12 protein-coding genes and 1 pseudogene are annotated in these 13,769 nt (G+C 68.0%); 9 read left to right on the forward strand and 4 right to left on the reverse strand.

The window, feature by feature from the left end:
* Positions 1-13 precede the first annotated feature (13 nt).
* Both C5F75_RS34420 and C5F75_RS34425 read right to left on the reverse strand, forming a co-directional pair.
* A complete protein-coding gene (locus C5F75_RS34420) occupies positions 14-967 on the reverse strand; it encodes an ABC transporter permease (RefSeq protein WP_059577929.1) in 954 nt (317 codons plus the stop codon).
* 79 nt (positions 968-1,046) lie between these two features.
* A complete protein-coding gene (locus C5F75_RS34425) occupies positions 1,047-2,627 on the reverse strand; it encodes an ABC transporter substrate-binding protein (RefSeq protein ID WP_059577926.1) in 1,581 nt (526 codons plus the stop codon).
* 265 nt (positions 2,628-2,892) lie between these two features.
* On the opposite strand from C5F75_RS34425, the gene C5F75_RS37005 reads away from it, so the two are divergent.
* The 3 genes and pseudogenes from C5F75_RS37005 (at position 2,893) to C5F75_RS34440 (ending at position 4,011) form a co-directional block, all read left to right on the forward strand.
* Positions 2,893-3,159 (forward strand): hypothetical protein, encoded by a 267-nt coding sequence (locus C5F75_RS37005; protein WP_181035510.1) that lies wholly within the window; start codon positions 2,893-2,895, stop codon positions 3,157-3,159.
* A 243-nt stretch (positions 3,160-3,402) separates the two neighbouring features.
* Positions 3,403-3,645 (forward strand): annotated as a pseudogene (locus C5F75_RS37735) (STM2901 family protein); the annotation flags it as partial.
* Positions 3,646-3,648: 3 nt separating this feature from the next.
* The gene (locus C5F75_RS34440; RefSeq protein WP_059577921.1) at positions 3,649-4,011 is read left to right on the forward strand and encodes a DUF1493 family protein; all 363 of its coding nucleotides are present in this window, start codon (positions 3,649-3,651) and stop codon (positions 4,009-4,011) included.
* Positions 4,012-4,117: 106 nt separating this feature from the next.
* On the opposite strand, the gene C5F75_RS34445 is transcribed toward C5F75_RS34440, so the two are convergent.
* Together C5F75_RS34445 and C5F75_RS34450 are read right to left on the reverse strand one after the other, a co-directional pair.
* The gene (locus tag C5F75_RS34445; RefSeq protein ID WP_104013399.1) at positions 4,118-5,656 is read right to left on the reverse strand and encodes a methyl-accepting chemotaxis protein; all 1,539 of its coding nucleotides are present in this window, start codon (positions 5,654-5,656) and stop codon (positions 4,118-4,120) included.
* 188 nt (positions 5,657-5,844) lie between these two features.
* Entirely contained in the window at positions 5,845-6,513 is a 669-nt protein-coding gene (locus tag C5F75_RS34450) for a haloacid dehalogenase type II (protein WP_104013400.1), read from the reverse strand.
* 466 nt (positions 6,514-6,979) lie between these two features.
* Between C5F75_RS34450 and C5F75_RS34460 the strand changes: the two genes are divergently transcribed.
* From C5F75_RS34460 to C5F75_RS34485, 6 genes are all read left to right on the forward strand, one after another.
* Positions 6,980-7,840: a GNAT family N-acetyltransferase gene (locus C5F75_RS34460; protein ID WP_104013402.1), complete on the forward strand. Its 861-nt coding sequence runs from the start codon at positions 6,980-6,982 to the stop codon at positions 7,838-7,840.
* Positions 7,841-7,851: 11 nt separating this feature from the next.
* Positions 7,852-8,778, forward strand: a complete 927-nt coding sequence (locus C5F75_RS34465; RefSeq protein WP_059577909.1) for a 2-hydroxyacid dehydrogenase — start codon at positions 7,852-7,854, stop codon at positions 8,776-8,778.
* A 162-nt stretch (positions 8,779-8,940) separates the two neighbouring features.
* Positions 8,941-10,341: an aspartate aminotransferase family protein gene (locus tag C5F75_RS34470; RefSeq protein WP_104013403.1), complete on the forward strand. Its 1,401-nt coding sequence runs from the start codon at positions 8,941-8,943 to the stop codon at positions 10,339-10,341.
* Between the two features lie 84 nt (positions 10,342-10,425).
* Entirely contained in the window at positions 10,426-10,917 is a 492-nt protein-coding gene (locus tag C5F75_RS34475) for an Lrp/AsnC family transcriptional regulator (RefSeq protein WP_006749694.1), read from the forward strand.
* Positions 10,918-11,024: 107 nt separating this feature from the next.
* Positions 11,025-12,497, forward strand: a complete 1,473-nt coding sequence (locus C5F75_RS34480; protein ID WP_104013404.1) for an NAD-dependent succinate-semialdehyde dehydrogenase — start codon at positions 11,025-11,027, stop codon at positions 12,495-12,497.
* Positions 12,498-12,715: 218 nt separating this feature from the next.
* Positions 12,716-13,726, forward strand: a complete 1,011-nt coding sequence (locus C5F75_RS34485) for a helix-turn-helix domain-containing protein (RefSeq protein WP_059577901.1) — start codon at positions 12,716-12,718, stop codon at positions 13,724-13,726.
* The last annotated feature ends 43 nt before the right edge of the window (positions 13,727-13,769 follow it).

The raw sequence follows: 13,769 nt of genomic DNA on the forward strand, positions 1-13,769 counted from the left end.
GAAGACGAAACACTCAGGTGCGCAGTCGCGGGTTCGACACGATCGAGCACAGGTCGGCGAACAGCACGAGCGTCAGGTAAGCGACGCAGAAGATCAGCGTGCACGCCTGGACCAACGGGAAATCGCGGTTGCTGACGGCGTCGACCATCAGGCTCGCGAGGCCCGGATAGTTGAAGATCGTCTCGACGACGATCACGCCGCCGAGCAGATACGACAGGCTCAGCGCGATCGCATTGGCGATCGGGCCGATCGCGTTCGGCAGCGCATGGCGCAGCACGACGCGCGCGGGGCTCGCGCCTTTCAACACGGCCATCTCGACATACGACGCGCTCAGTTGCTCGATCACCGCAGCGCGCGTCATCCGGGCCATCTGCGCGATCACGACCGCGCACAGCGTGAGCACCGGCATCGCATACGCACGCAGGAAATCGTGCAGGCTTTCGATCGGGCCGCTGTACGACAGCGCGGACAGCCAGTGCAGCTTCACCGCGAACACGAGCACGGCGACCGTCGCGATCAGGAATTCCGGCGTCGCGACGAGCGACAGCGTGCCGAGGCTGATCACGCGGTCGACCACCGACTCGCGCTTGACGGCCGCGAGGATGCCGAGCAGCAGAGCGATCGGCACCGACACGGCGGTCGTGATCGCCGCAAGCGTGAGCGACTTCGGCAGGCGCCCGCCGATCAGCTCCGACACCGGCATGTCGCCGGACAGCGACCGGCCGAAATCGCCGTGCGCGAGCCCCGCGAGCCAGTGCGCGTAACGTACGTGCGCCGGCATGTCGAGACCGAACTGCTGGCGCAGCGCGGCGACCGTCTCCGGCGTCGCCGACTGGCCGAGCGCGGCCTGCGCGGCGTCGCCTGGCAGCAGGTTCGTGATCGTGAAGATGATCGCGGACACGATCAGCAGCGTCAGCGCGGTGACCGCGATGCGCCGGCCGATCAGCCCGATGAGGATTCGGTTCATGGTGCAGCACTCCCGAAAAAACCGCGCGTGGCCGGTGCGGTGGCCCGCACCGGCCGCGCGACGGCGGCCAGCCACAACGTCATGCGTTCCACCACACGTTCTCGGCGAACGTGAAGCCCATCATCGGCCCGGTAGGGATCGAACCGAGGCCCGCGAGCCGCTTGTCGTAGCCGTCGAGGAAGCTGATGAACGCCGGAATGCCGACCCGGCCCTGCTGCGACACGATCACCTGCATGTCGCCGTACATCTGCTTGCGCTTCGCGTCGTCGGTTTCCGAGCGCGCGGCGAGCAGCAGCTGGTCGAACTTCGCGTTCTTCCAGCCCGACTCGTTCCACGGCGCATCCGACTTGAAGAATTGCGTGAACAGCACGTCGGCGCTCGAGCGCGGATTGATGTTGCCGAAGGTGAGCGGGTGCTTCATCCAGTGGTTCGACCAGTAGCCGTCGGGCGACGCGCGGTTGACCTGCAGGTTCAGCCCGATCTTCTGGCCGACCTGCTGCAGCAGCACGGCCATTTCGATCGACCCGTTCGCGTCGGACGTCGCATAGATCGGCGGCAGCGTCGCGCCGAGCGCGCCCGCCTTCCGGAGCAGGAATTTCGCCTTGTCCGGATCGTGCGGCCGCTGCGGCAGCGACGCGTTGAAGTAGCGGTGCCCCGGCGGAATCGGCTGATCGTTGCCGATCACCGAGTAGCCGCGAAACACCGCCGAGCGGATCTGCTCGCGATCGAACAGGTACTTCATCCCTTCGACGAAATCGGGGTTCGCGACGATCGGGTTGTCGCTGCGCATGATCAGGTCGGTGTAGAGGCCCGACTTGGTTTCCTTCAGCGCGTAGCCCGGCGTCGACGCGACCCGCTGCGTCGAGCGCGGATCGATCGCGTTGATCAGGTGCACGTCGCCCGACAGCAGCGCGTTCAGGCGCGCGGCGCTGTCGCTGATGCCGATCATCTCGATCTCGTCGAGATACGGCTTGCCCGGCTTGAAGTAGCTGTCGTTGCGCACGCCGACGGTCGACACGCCCGGCTTGAACGACTTCAGCTTGTACGGGCCGCAGCCGATACCGGTCGAGAAATCGGTCGTGCCGTCCTTGACGATCACGAGCTGCGGCGTCGCGAGGATCACCGGCAGATCGGCGTTCGCGCTCGCGAGCGTCAACGTGACTTCGTCGGGGCCGGTCGCCTTCGCATCCGCGAACTGTTCGGCAAGCGTCTTGACCTTCGACGCGGTGGCCGGGTTCTTGTGGCGCATCAGCGAAAACACCACGTCGGCCGGGCCGACCGGCTTGCCGTCGTGGAACGTGACGCCCTTGCGCAGCTTGATGATCCAGGTCTTCGCGTCGGTCGTCTGCAGCGATTCGGCGAGATTCATTTGCGGCGTCAGGCTCTGGTCGAGCTGCGTGAGGCCGCTGTAGAACATGAAGAAGCGGGTGTAGTCCGCGCCCGTCGAGCCCTTGGCCGGGTCGAGCGTATCGGCCGTCGAGCCGGATTCGTTCGCGACCCGGATCTTGCCGCCGCGCTTCGGCGCGGGCGCGGCGAACGCCGGCTGCGCATCCACCAGCAGCCCGCCGCCGACGGCCATCATGCCGCTCGCCGCCATGACCTTCATCATGTCGCGGCGCGTGAAGCCGCCCTTGCCGTCATTGTCGATATCGTCGCTCATCCGAACTGCTCCTGACTGTGGGAAGTGGGTCCAAGGGTCCAGCGTGGTTGTTCAATCCCGCTACGTCCGCTTGCTGGTGGCGGGCGCGACGTCGTACACATGCAATTCATTTAAGCATCGCCAAAATGCGGTTTGTCGCGATTCGGGCCGCCCGCACGATACGAATCGACCGTTTTGGGCCACCCGCGCAGCATGAATTGCTGCGTGCGCGCACGTGTCGCCGTTGGCCCGGCGGCGTGTCGCGGCGGTTGCCGAACCCGTGTCGATGCAGGAAATCGTAAGGCCGCGGCCGCCGCAGATTGCGCCGACAAAATTGCCCATTCGGCATCCGGCGCGCGTTTGGCTCACCCAAACCGCACGTTTGTGTCGAACGGGCGTGCGCGTGCCGGGCGCGGTCGAAATGCGCGGCACGTTGCGGCAGATCGCCGCATGCACGGGCGTCGGCGGTGGCGGTCGCGACGGTGCGTCGCGCAGGAAAGTTCAGAAGAATGCCGCGCGATCGGAACGGCGTGGCATAAAGACCGGAAAGTGACCGGGAGACGGCCGGAGCGCCCGGAAACCGGGCTGATGGAGCGCAAGATAAATCCAAGGGGATCGGTGCAAGAAATACGGGATTCCGTGAGCCGTTGGCTGGGTTCTGAGCTACACGGTCGGCCGGAATGGCCGCGAGGCCGTGCGGAGCGAACTGAAACTGATCGTGTACAGCCGGGCCGAGAGGTAGCGCCGGCCAGGCTGTTCCAGGCAATGCGGTACAGTAGCGCCTCCCTAGGAGTACGCGCTGAGAGAGCTTGCCGCCCGCAAGCTGTTTCCCCAGACGCTGCCTTTTCGCTTGCCGATGATCACGGGTGTCGGGTTGTCGGGTATACGGATCTCGTTCACCCACCGCCTCGGTGCTTGGGTCGGCAGAACGATTCCCATCGTAGGCGAGGTGTTCCTGGCACGCGATGCCTACCTGATCATGCGCAACACCGTGACGACCTACAACCGACTTGTGAAGCCCGAAGACAGGGTACTCTGAGCCATGAACGACGATACCTGGGAACGTTTTGAAGCCTTTGCTCGCAAGGAGCTTGGCCGGCCGCTGTTCGGCAAGCTGAATCTCCAGCCGGAAACGCGGCTCGAGGAGGATCTCGGCGTGACTGGCCTTGACGGCGTCGAGTTTATCGACAACTGGGCCAAAACATTCAACGTCGACGCCGATGGATTCCCGTACCGGCGCTATTTCGGCCCCGAAGGTCAGGAACTGCTGTCGTCCCTCATCGGGCTGTTCGTAAAGCGGCTCCGGCCGCCGAAGCGTCACCCGTTGACCCTGGGCATGCTGGTCGAGGCAACGCGACGCGGGAAGTGGGACACGGACGCGATCGAGGCTGCTGCAGCGAAGTGATCGCATTTTGCGGCGTCGCGGCCGTCACCGGCACGCTAACGCGCCGCGCGGGCTCACGCCGACGTGGCGAACAATGTACCGTCCTCAGGCGGCCGGCACACGATCGTCAGGCCGCCAGCCGGAATACCGATACGGCGGCCCGCAGCCGCGCGGCCTGCTCGTCCAGCGACGATGCGGCGGCCGCCGCCTGCTCGACGAGCGCGGCGTTCTGCTGGGTGACTTCGTCCATTTGCGCGACCGCCAACCCGATCTGTTCGATGCCGGTGCTTTGCTCGGCCGATGCCGCCGAAATCTCGCCCATGATGTCGGCCACCCGGTCGATCGACCGGACGATCTCCGTCATGCGCTCACCGGCCGTCTCGACGAGCCGGCTGCCGCTGCCGGCCCGCTCGACCGACGCGTCGATCAGTCCCTTGATGTCCTTCGCGGCCGCGGCGCTGCGTTGCGCGAGCGAGCGGACTTCCGACGCGACGACGGCGAACCCGCGCCCCTCCTCGCCGGCTCGCGCGGCTTCCACCGCGGCGTTGAGCGCGAGAATGTTGGTCTGGAATGCGATGCTTTCGATGACGACGGTAATGTCGGCGATCCGCACCGATCCGTCCGAAATCTGCCGCATCGTTTCGACGACCGCCTGCACGGCGGCGCCGCCGAGCTCGGTCGCATCCTTCGCCTGGGCCACGAGCGCATTCGCCTGGCGTGCGTTGTCGGCGTTCTGTTTGACCGTGGACGTGATCTGCTCCATGCTCGCGGCCGTTTCCTGCAGCGACGCGGCCTGCTGCTCCGTGCGCTGCGACAGATCGAGGTTGCCTTGCGCGATCTCGCCGGTGCCGGTGGCGATCGAGTGGGTCGTGGTCTGGATTTCGGCGATGGTCTCGGTCAGCCGCGCCTTCATGTCACCGAGCGCGACGAGCAGGCTGCCTGGCGCGGCGTGCGCCGTATCGAACTGCACGTCCAGTTCGCCGGCGGCGATGCGGGCGGCGATCTGCGTCGCATGCGCGGGCTCGCCGCCGAGCGTCCGCCGGACACTGCGCAGCACGCCCCATGCGATGGCCGCGAGCGCCGCGGCGATGACGAGCGCGACGGCGCCCAGCACCGTCGCGAGCCGGGTAAACGCCGCATTGATGTCGTCGTAGAAAAATCCCGTGCCGATCCACCAGTTCCAGTCGGGAATCGCGACCACGCCCTGGAGTTTCGGCTCCAGGTCCGCATCGGGGCTGCGCTTGACCAGCACGTCGACGAGCGCGAAATGCGCCTGCGCCATCCCTGCGCGGTACGCCTCGCTGTCGGTCAGGCCGCTAGTCGTGCGGTTGCCTTTCGCGCGCGTGCCGATGAATTTCGCGTTCGGGTGCACGAGATTGACGCCGTCGGACGTCGTGACCCAGAAGTAGCTCTTCGAATTCGCGTTGAGCGCCGACAATGCAGCCTTGGCCTGCTGCTGCGCCTGCTCCTGCGTGAGCGTGCCGTTCGTCTGCATCGCGCGATACGAATCGACCAGATGCTCGGCCTTGGTCAGCAGAATGACGACCTCTTCGCGGCGGCTGTCGATCAGCGCGTCGCGCAGCGTATGCAGCGACAACGCGGCGAGCAGAACGACGCCGAGCAGCGCCGCGACGACGAGCATCAGCAGTTTCGTGGACAACTTCATGCGGGGGCCTCGCAATATTAACCGTTCGGTACATATATCGGCCCGGGCGGGCCGGCCTTGAACGATTCAATATCGGTAATTACCCTCGCTTCGTGCGCTGAACGAACGCGCGACGAGACGCGACGGGCCTCGGCGGCATCGCGGCCGCGTGCCGTCGCGCGTTCGATGGATCTGCCGGCGCCGGCGGCTTACAGCCCGAGCTGCGTCGCGAGATGGCCGATGTCCGACACTTCGTAATAGTTGTAGAACGGCGTGCCCGGCTCGTGGCCGCGGTTCACGAACGCCTTGTGTTTGATCCCGAGATCCTCGGCCGTCATCAGGTCGTAGCGCAGGCTCGACGACACGTGCAGCACGTCCTCCGGCTTGCAGCCGAGCTTGTCGAACATGTATTCGAAGCCCTGCATCCGCGGCTTGTACGATTGCGCCTGCTGCGCGGTGAACACGGCATGGAACGGTGCGCCGAGCTTGTCGACGTTGCTCATGATCTGCTCGTCCATCGCGTTCGACAGGATCACGAGCTTGTACTTCGACGCCAGCCGCGACAGCCCGGCCGGCACGTCCGGGTGCGGGCCCCACGTCGGCACCGCCAGATAGAAGCGCTCGGCCTCGGCTTCGTCGAACGTCACGCCGATCCGCGCGCAGGTGCGGCGGACCGCGTTGACGACGACGTCGCGGTACGGCTTCCACGCGCCGAGCACCTCGTCGAGCCGATAGGCGGCGAACGCGCGCACGAATGCCTCCATCGCGGCCGGCGTCAGCCGGTCCGCATAGATTTCGCGCGCCGTCTCGGCCATCCGGAAATGGGTCAGCGTGCCGTAGCAGTCGAAGGTGATGTACTTCGGTTCAAACTGGATCATGGTGACGTCCTGTCGGTGTGAAGCCCCGGCAGGGCCGGGGGCGGGCTGGGTTGTACGAAATTGAATCAGGGCAAAAAGTCGTTCGCGCGTCGTTCGGCGCCGCTCAAAACGCAGAATCGCCGCGTGTTGCGCGGCACATGCAGCACGATCTGCGGTGCGATCCGGCGGGCGCCGCGGAGCCGGCCGATGGGCGCCGCGCCACCGCGGCCGGCTCGCCTGCCGGTGAGACCCTTCGGCAGGCGGCACTGCCGCCGTGTATTCATCGTAGCGGCATTCCCACAGCACGAATGGTCGGATCGACCGGCCGCGCCGGCACGATCCGCGCGTTCGTGCGCGCCGATCGCGCGGGTTTGCGTCGATCGTGCGGCAGCGCCCGCCGGCGCCGGAAAACAGGCGAATCGTCCTATCCGCGCCGCCACCGCGCTGGCAGAGTGAACGAGTCATTTCCACCCATCCGGAGTCCGGCGTGTCCGACCTCAATCCTTCCCGCACGCTTACCTATCGCCCGTTCGCCGAAACGGACCTGCCCGCCGCGCATCGTCTGTCGGAGGCCGTCAAGTGGCCGCACCGGCTCGACGACTGGCGCTTCGTGTTCCAGCTCGGCGGCGGCTTCGTCGCCGAAGACGAAACCGGCGTCGTCGGCACCGCGCTCGGCTGGCGCTTCGGCGAATCGCACGCGTCGCTCGGCATGGTCATCGTGTCCCCCGAGCGCCAGGGCCACGGCATCGGGCGCGAGTTGATGACCCGCGTGGTCGACAGCCTCGGCACGCGAACCATCTTTCTGCATGCGACGCCGGCGGGCGAGCCGCTGTACGCGAAATTCGGATTCGACGTGATCGATACGATCGATCAGCACCAGGGCGCCGCGTTCCAGCCTCCGCTGATCTCGCTGCCGCCCGGCGAGCGCCTGCGCCCGCTCGGCACCAACGACGGGCCGCGCCTCGCCGCGCTCGCGTCGCGCGCCGCCGGCTACGAACGCGGCGCGGTGATCGATGCGCTGCTCGACGTCGCGAACGGGATCGCGCTCGACCGCGACGGCGAGCTGCTCGGCTTCGCGCTGTTCCGCCGGTTCGGCCGCGGCCACGTGATCGGCCCGGTGGTCGCACCCGATGCACTGCGCGCGCAAGCGCTGATCAGCCACTGGCTCGCGCTGAACGAGGGCATGTTCGTGCGGCTCGACGTGCCGGGCGACAGCGGGCTGTCCGACTGGCTGCAGGGGCTCGGGCTGCCGCGCGTCGACACCGTCGTCGCGATGGCGCGCGGCGCAACGCCCGCGCGTGACCCGGCGCTGCGCACGTACGCGATCGTGAACCAGGCGCTCGGTTGACAGGACGCACGATGAGCTTTCTCTACAAGGCCGACCCGGTGCGCGGCGCGCAGTGGGCGGCGCGCTTCGCGCAACAGGCGCCTGATCTGCCGTTCCGGATCTGGCCGGACCTCGGCGACGCCGAAGCCGTCCGCTATCTCGCCGCATGGCAGCCGCCGGACGATCCGGTCGCGTTGCTGCCGAACCTCGAAGTCGTGTTCTCGGTCGGCGCCGGCATCGACCAGTTCGACCTGTCGCGCGTGCCTTCGCACATCCCCGTCGTGCGGATGATCGAGCCGGGCATCGTCGAAGGGATGGTCGAATACGTGACGCAGGCCGTGCTGACGATCCATCGCGACCTGTTCGACTATGCGGCGCAGCAGCGCGACCAGGTGTGGCGCGAGCATCCCGTGCGCGCGGCCGCGTCGCGGCGCGTCGGCGTGCTCGGGCTCGGCACGCTCGGCCAGGCCGTGCTCGACACGCTGCGGCGCTTCGGTTTCCCGTGCGCCGGCTGGAGCCGCACCCCGCGCACGCTCGACGGCGTCGACTGCTACGCGGGCGACGCGGCGCTCGACGCGTTCCTCGCCCGCACCGACATCCTGATCTGCCTGCTGCCGCTGACCGACAGCACGCGCGGCCTGCTCGGCGCGCGCGTATTCGATGCGCTGCCGGCCGGCGCGTCGCTCGTGCAGGTCGGGCGCGGCCCGCAACTGGATTCGGCGGCGCTGCTCGCGGCGCTCGCGAGCGGCCGCCTCGACAGCGCGATCCTCGACGTGACGGATCCCGAACCGCTGCCGGCCGGCCATCCGTTCTGGACGCACCCGCGCATTCGCATCACGCCGCACATCGCCAGCGCGACGCGGCCCGACACCGCGGTCGACGCGGTGCTCGCGAACCTCGCCCGCCATCGCGCGGGCCAGCCGATGATCGGCGTCGTCGATCGCACGCGCGGCTATTGACCCGACGCGCGCCCGGCCCGCCGGGCGCGCAGCAGAAAATGCCGAAGCGCCCCGTGCAAACGCCGCGTGCGTACGTTTCGGGCCGCAAATTGAAGACGCATGCGGATTTCTCGCCCGTTAGCATGAACTCACCGCTGACACCCGACGAGAGTCCTGCCCTCCATGAACCAAGCCGCGCTGATCGAAGCCGATCGTCAACACCTGATCCACCCCGTCGTCAATTACCGTGCGCACGAGGCGCGCGGCGTCACCGTGCTGGAATCCGCGGACGGCGTGTTCCTGCGCGACGCCGCGGGCCACACGCTGCTCGACGCGTTCTCGGGCCTGTGGTGCGTGAACGTCGGCTACGGCCGCGACAGCATCGTGAAAGCCGCCGCCGACCAGTTGGCGAAGCTGCCCTACGCGACCGGTTATTTCCATTTTGGCTCGCAGCCGGCGATCGAGCTCGCCGAGCGGCTCGCCGCGCTGGCGCCGCCGTCGCTGAACCGCGTGTACTTCACGCTCGGCGGCTCGGACGCGGTCGATTCCGCGATCCGTTTCATCACGCACTATTTCAACGCGACCGGCCGCCCGTCGAAGAAGCAGATGATCGCGCTGGAACGCGGCTATCACGGCTCGTCGTCGATCGGCGCCGGGCTCACCGCGCTGCCCGCGTTCCACCGTCATTTCGACCTGCCGCGCGCGGACCAGCACCATATTCAGTCGCCCTACCCGTACCGCCATCCGCTCGGCGACGATCCGCAGGCGCTGATCGCCGCGTCGGTCGCCGCGCTCGAGGCGAAGGTCGCCGAACTCGGCGCGGACAACGTCGCCGCGTTCTTCTGCGAGCCGGTGCAAGGCTCGGGCGGCGTGATCGTGCCGCCAGTCGGCTGGCTGAAGGCGATGCGCGACGCGTGCCGGCGCCTCGGCATCCTGTTCGTGGCCGACGAGGTAATCACCGGCTTCGGCCGCACGGGCCCGCTGTTCGCATGCGAGGCCGAACAGGTCGATCCGGACCTGATGACCGTCGCGAAGGGACTGACCGCCGGCTATGCGCCGATGGGCGCGGTGCTGATGTCCGACGAAATCTACGAAGGGATCGCGGGCAATCGCGCCGATTCGCCGGTGGTCGGGCACGGCCATACGTATTCCGCGCATCCGGTGAGCGCGGCGATCGGCCTCGAGGTGCTGAAGCTCTATCACGAAGGCGGGCTGCTCGCGAACGGCCAGGCGATGGCGCCGCGCTTCGCGGCCGGGCTCGATGCGCTGCGCGCGCATCCGCTCGTGGGCGACGCACGCTCGCTCGGCCTGCTCGGCGCGCTCGAACTGGTGGCCGACAAGGCGCACAAGACGCGCTTCGACCCGGCGCTGAACGTGCCGGACAAGATCGCGGCCGCCGCGTACGCGAACGGCGTGGTGTTCCGCGCGTTCGGCGACGGCGTGCTCGGCTTCGCGCCGGCGCTGAGTTTCACCGCGGGCGAATTCGACCTGCTGTTCGAACGCGTGCGCAAGACGCTCGACGACGTGCTGGCCGACGCCGGCGTGCAGCGCGCGCTCGACGCCGCGCATGCGCAGCCGGCCTGACGGGCCAAGGGAAAGCCGGGCTTGTGGCGGCAATCGTTCGACTCTAAAGTAACCGGACATTCCATTTTTCCGACTCACGTGAACATGACGGACAGCAAGCTGGATCGCATCGACCTGCGCATCCTCTCCCAGTTGCAGAAGCGCGGCCGCATGACCAACGTCGAACTGGCCGATGCAGTCGGGCTGTCGCCCAGTCCATGCCTGATCCGCGTGAAGCGGCTCGAGAAGGCCGGCTACATCGGCGGCTACGGCGCGCACATCCAGCTCGAGAAACTCGGCGACGTGCAGGTCGTGTTTACCGAAGTCACGCTGGCCGACCACCGCCGCGAGGACTTCGACCGGTTCGTCGCGGCGATCCGCAACGTCGACGAGATCGTCGAATGCCACCTCGCGAGCGGCGGCTACGACTACCTGCTGAAGTTCATCACGCGCAGCGTGAGCCATTACCAGACGATCGTCGAAGGCCTGCTCGAGCAGAACATCGGCATCGAGAAGTATTTCAGTTACGTGATCATCAAATCGCCGTTCGTCAAACGGCACTACCCGCTCGAATCGCTGTTCGGCGAACGTCACTGACGCACGGCCGCGTCACCCCGGAACGCGACAGCCCGCTGTTCGCGCAGGGGGCATCGCGCCCCGCCGTGCCGCCTTCGTCACCGAACCGCCTCATCCAAGGACCTGCCATGCCGCTTACGCTGACCCGCACCGAACTCCTGCGCTCCGCCAACCTGATCGACGGCACGTGGCGCGACGCGCACGACGGCCGCCGCTTCGACGTCACCGATCCGGCGACGCTCGAGACCGTTGCCCACGCACCCGACAGCGGCGCCGCCGACGCACGCGCGGCGACCGATGCAGCGGCACGCGCGCTGCCCGCATGGCGCGCGACGCCCGCGCGCGAACGCGCCGCGATCCTGCGCGCCTGGCATGCGGCGATCGTCGCGCACACCGACGATCTCGCGAAGCTGATGTCGCGCGAACAAGGCAAGCCGCTTGCCGAAGCGCGCGGCGAAGTCGCGTACGGCGCGTCGTACGTGCTGTGGTTCGCCGAGGAAGCGACCCGCACGTATGGCGACCTGATCCCGCAGCAGCAGCGCGGCAAGCGGTTGAGCGCGGTGAAGGAGCCGATCGGCGTCGTCGCCGCGATCACGCCGTGGAATTTCCCGCTCGCGATGATCGCGCGCAAGATCGCACCCGCGCTCGCGGCCGGCTGCACGGTGGTCGCGAAGCCGGCGGAGGACACGCCGCTGACCGCGCTCGCGCTCGCGTTTCTCGCGCAGGAAGCCGGCGTGCCGGCCGGCGTGCTGAACCTGATCACCGCGTCGCGCGAACGCGGCATCGACGCCGCGGCGGACTGGCTCGCCGACGGCCGCGTGCGCAAGATCACGTTCACCGGCTCGACGCCCGTCGGCAAGCTGCTCGCGCGCGAATCGGCGGCGACGTTGAAGAAGCTGTCGCTGGAGCTTGGCGGCAATGCGCCGTTCATCGTGTTCGACGACGCCGAGCTCGATGCCGCGGTGGACGGGCTGATGGCCGCCAAATTCCGCAACGGCGGGCAGACCTGCGTGTCGCCGAACCGCGTGTACGTGCAGGCCGGCGTCTACGATGCGTTCGCGCGGAAGCTCGCCGCGCGCGTGGCCGCGCTGAAGGTCGCGCCGGCGACCGATCCGGCCGCGCAGATCGGCCCGATGATCAACGCGCGCGCGGTCGACAAGATCGCGCGCCACGTCGGCGATGCCGTCGAACGCGGCGCGCGTGTGCTGACGGGCGGCAAGCGCCTGACCGAGCTCGGCGCGAACTTCTATGCGCCGACGGTGCTCGCCGACGCCACCGCCGACATGCAGCTCACCTGCGAGGAAACCTTCGGCCCGATCGCCGCGCTGTTCCGCTTCGATACCGAGGACGAAGCGGTCGATGCCGCGAACGACACGCCGTTCGGGCTCGCCGCGTATTTCTACACGCAGGACGTGCGGCGCATCGCGCGCGTGTCGGCACGGCTCGAAACGGGCATCGTCGGCATCAACGAAGGCGCGCTCGCGAGCGAGGCCGCGCCGTTCGGCGGCGTGAAGGAATCGGGCTATGGCCGCGAAGGCTCGCGCTATGGCCTCGACGATTATCTGTCGATCAAGTATCTGTGCCAGGGCGGGCTCGACTGAACCGGGGTCGCCGCGCGTTCCGCTCCCGTTGGCGTGTCCTTGCGGGTGTGGGTGCAACGAGGCGGCCGGTGCGAGCGCCATGCCGAATCATGCGTGCGCGACGCGTCACCCCGTCGTCCCCGGCGGAGTCGTACCCGCCGCCCCGGGTAAAAACGCATTGCCAACCGGAATTTGTGTGCGCATTGTCGGCGGACGCCTCGTCCACCGCCGCACTCGCCATGCATTCCGCTCCGCTGTCGTCCGCCGCAAGCCTTGCCGACACCGCGCCTGACGCGCTGCCGTTGATCCGGCGCTTCGCCAGCGAGGATGTCGATACCCACGCGGAATGCACGCACGGCTGGTCGATCCGGCTCGATCAGTTGTCGCCCGGGCCGTTCCGCGGCACGCTGCACGAAATCCGCTTCGACGGCATGCAATTGCTGCGCGAACGCGTGAACCGCGCGCTGCTCAAGCGCGGCAACCAATGCGCCGGCAGGACGTCGTTCAGCATCCCGCTGGAAACCGCTGGCGCCGGCTTCTGCGGCGGCGCGCCGCTGCGCGACAAGGCCCTGCTCGTCTCCGGCGGCACCGCGCTGCCGGAACTGCGCACGCCCGACCATCAGGACGTCGTGCTGTTGACGGTGCCCAACGACACGCTGCACCGACTGGCGTGGCTCGGCGATCGGGACGAAGACGGCGACCGCGTATCGTCGGGCGACACCCGCATCCTGCGGGTGCCCGCCGCGCGCCATCACGTGTTGACCTCGTTGCTGATGGCCGGCTTCGACGCGGCCGATACGCCGGAGCGCCCGCTCACGCGGCCGCACACAGGCAAGTCGCTGCGCGACGCCATTCTGGTCGAACTCGTGCACGCGATGGAGGCGGCCGGTCGCCCCGTCCGGCTCGAGCCGTCCGCGCGGCACCGCGTCGTCGATCGCGTACGCGAGCTCGTCGCGGCGCGGCCCGATGTTCCGTTGACCGTGCTGGACGTATGCCGCGAAGTCGGCGCGAGCCGGCGCAAATTGCAGTATTGCTTCGAGGAAATCCTCGGCACGCACCCCGCGTGGTACCTGCGCGTGCTGCGGCTGAACGCGGTGCGCCGCGAACTGCGCGAACATTCCCCGGCGAGCGCGTCGGTCAGCGATGTCGCGTGCCGCTGGGGCTTCTGGCACCTGAGCCGGTTCGCGTCGCACTACCGGGAACTGTTCGGCGAACTGCCGTCCGACACGCTCAAACGCCCACCGCGATAATTACCAAAAGCGGATAACGCCCCGGATTTTGACGTTCCTAGAC

Origin of the sequence: Burkholderia anthinoferrum (genome assembly GCF_002925705.1) — a bacterium.
GTDB classification, from domain to species: domain Bacteria; phylum Pseudomonadota; class Gammaproteobacteria; order Burkholderiales; family Burkholderiaceae; genus Burkholderia; species Burkholderia semiarida.

Coding starts and splice junctions, on each gene's coding strand:
- C5F75_RS34420 (WP_059577929.1), bottom strand. CDS start 967: ATGAACCGAATCCTCATCGGGCTGATCGGCCGGCGCATCGCGGTCACC.
- C5F75_RS34450 (WP_104013400.1), bottom strand. CDS start 6,513: ATGATCCAGTTTGAACCGAAGTACATCACCTTCGACTGCTACGGCACG.
- C5F75_RS34475 (WP_006749694.1), top strand. CDS start 10,426: ATGACGGACAGCAAGCTGGATCGCATCGACCTGCGCATCCTCTCCCAG.
- C5F75_RS34470 (WP_104013403.1), top strand. CDS start 8,941: ATGAACCAAGCCGCGCTGATCGAAGCCGATCGTCAACACCTGATCCAC.
- C5F75_RS34440 (WP_059577921.1), top strand. CDS start 3,649: ATGAACGACGATACCTGGGAACGTTTTGAAGCCTTTGCTCGCAAGGAG.
- C5F75_RS34465 (WP_059577909.1), top strand. CDS start 7,852: ATGAGCTTTCTCTACAAGGCCGACCCGGTGCGCGGCGCGCAGTGGGCG.
- C5F75_RS34445 (WP_104013399.1), bottom strand. CDS start 5,656: ATGAAGTTGTCCACGAAACTGCTGATGCTCGTCGTCGCGGCGCTGCTC.
- C5F75_RS34480 (WP_104013404.1), top strand. CDS start 11,025: ATGCCGCTTACGCTGACCCGCACCGAACTCCTGCGCTCCGCCAACCTG.
- C5F75_RS37005 (WP_181035510.1), top strand. CDS start 2,893: ATGCAGGAAATCGTAAGGCCGCGGCCGCCGCAGATTGCGCCGACAAAA.
- C5F75_RS34425 (WP_059577926.1), bottom strand. CDS start 2,627: ATGAGCGACGATATCGACAATGACGGCAAGGGCGGCTTCACGCGCCGC.
- C5F75_RS34485 (WP_059577901.1), top strand. CDS start 12,716: ATGCATTCCGCTCCGCTGTCGTCCGCCGCAAGCCTTGCCGACACCGCG.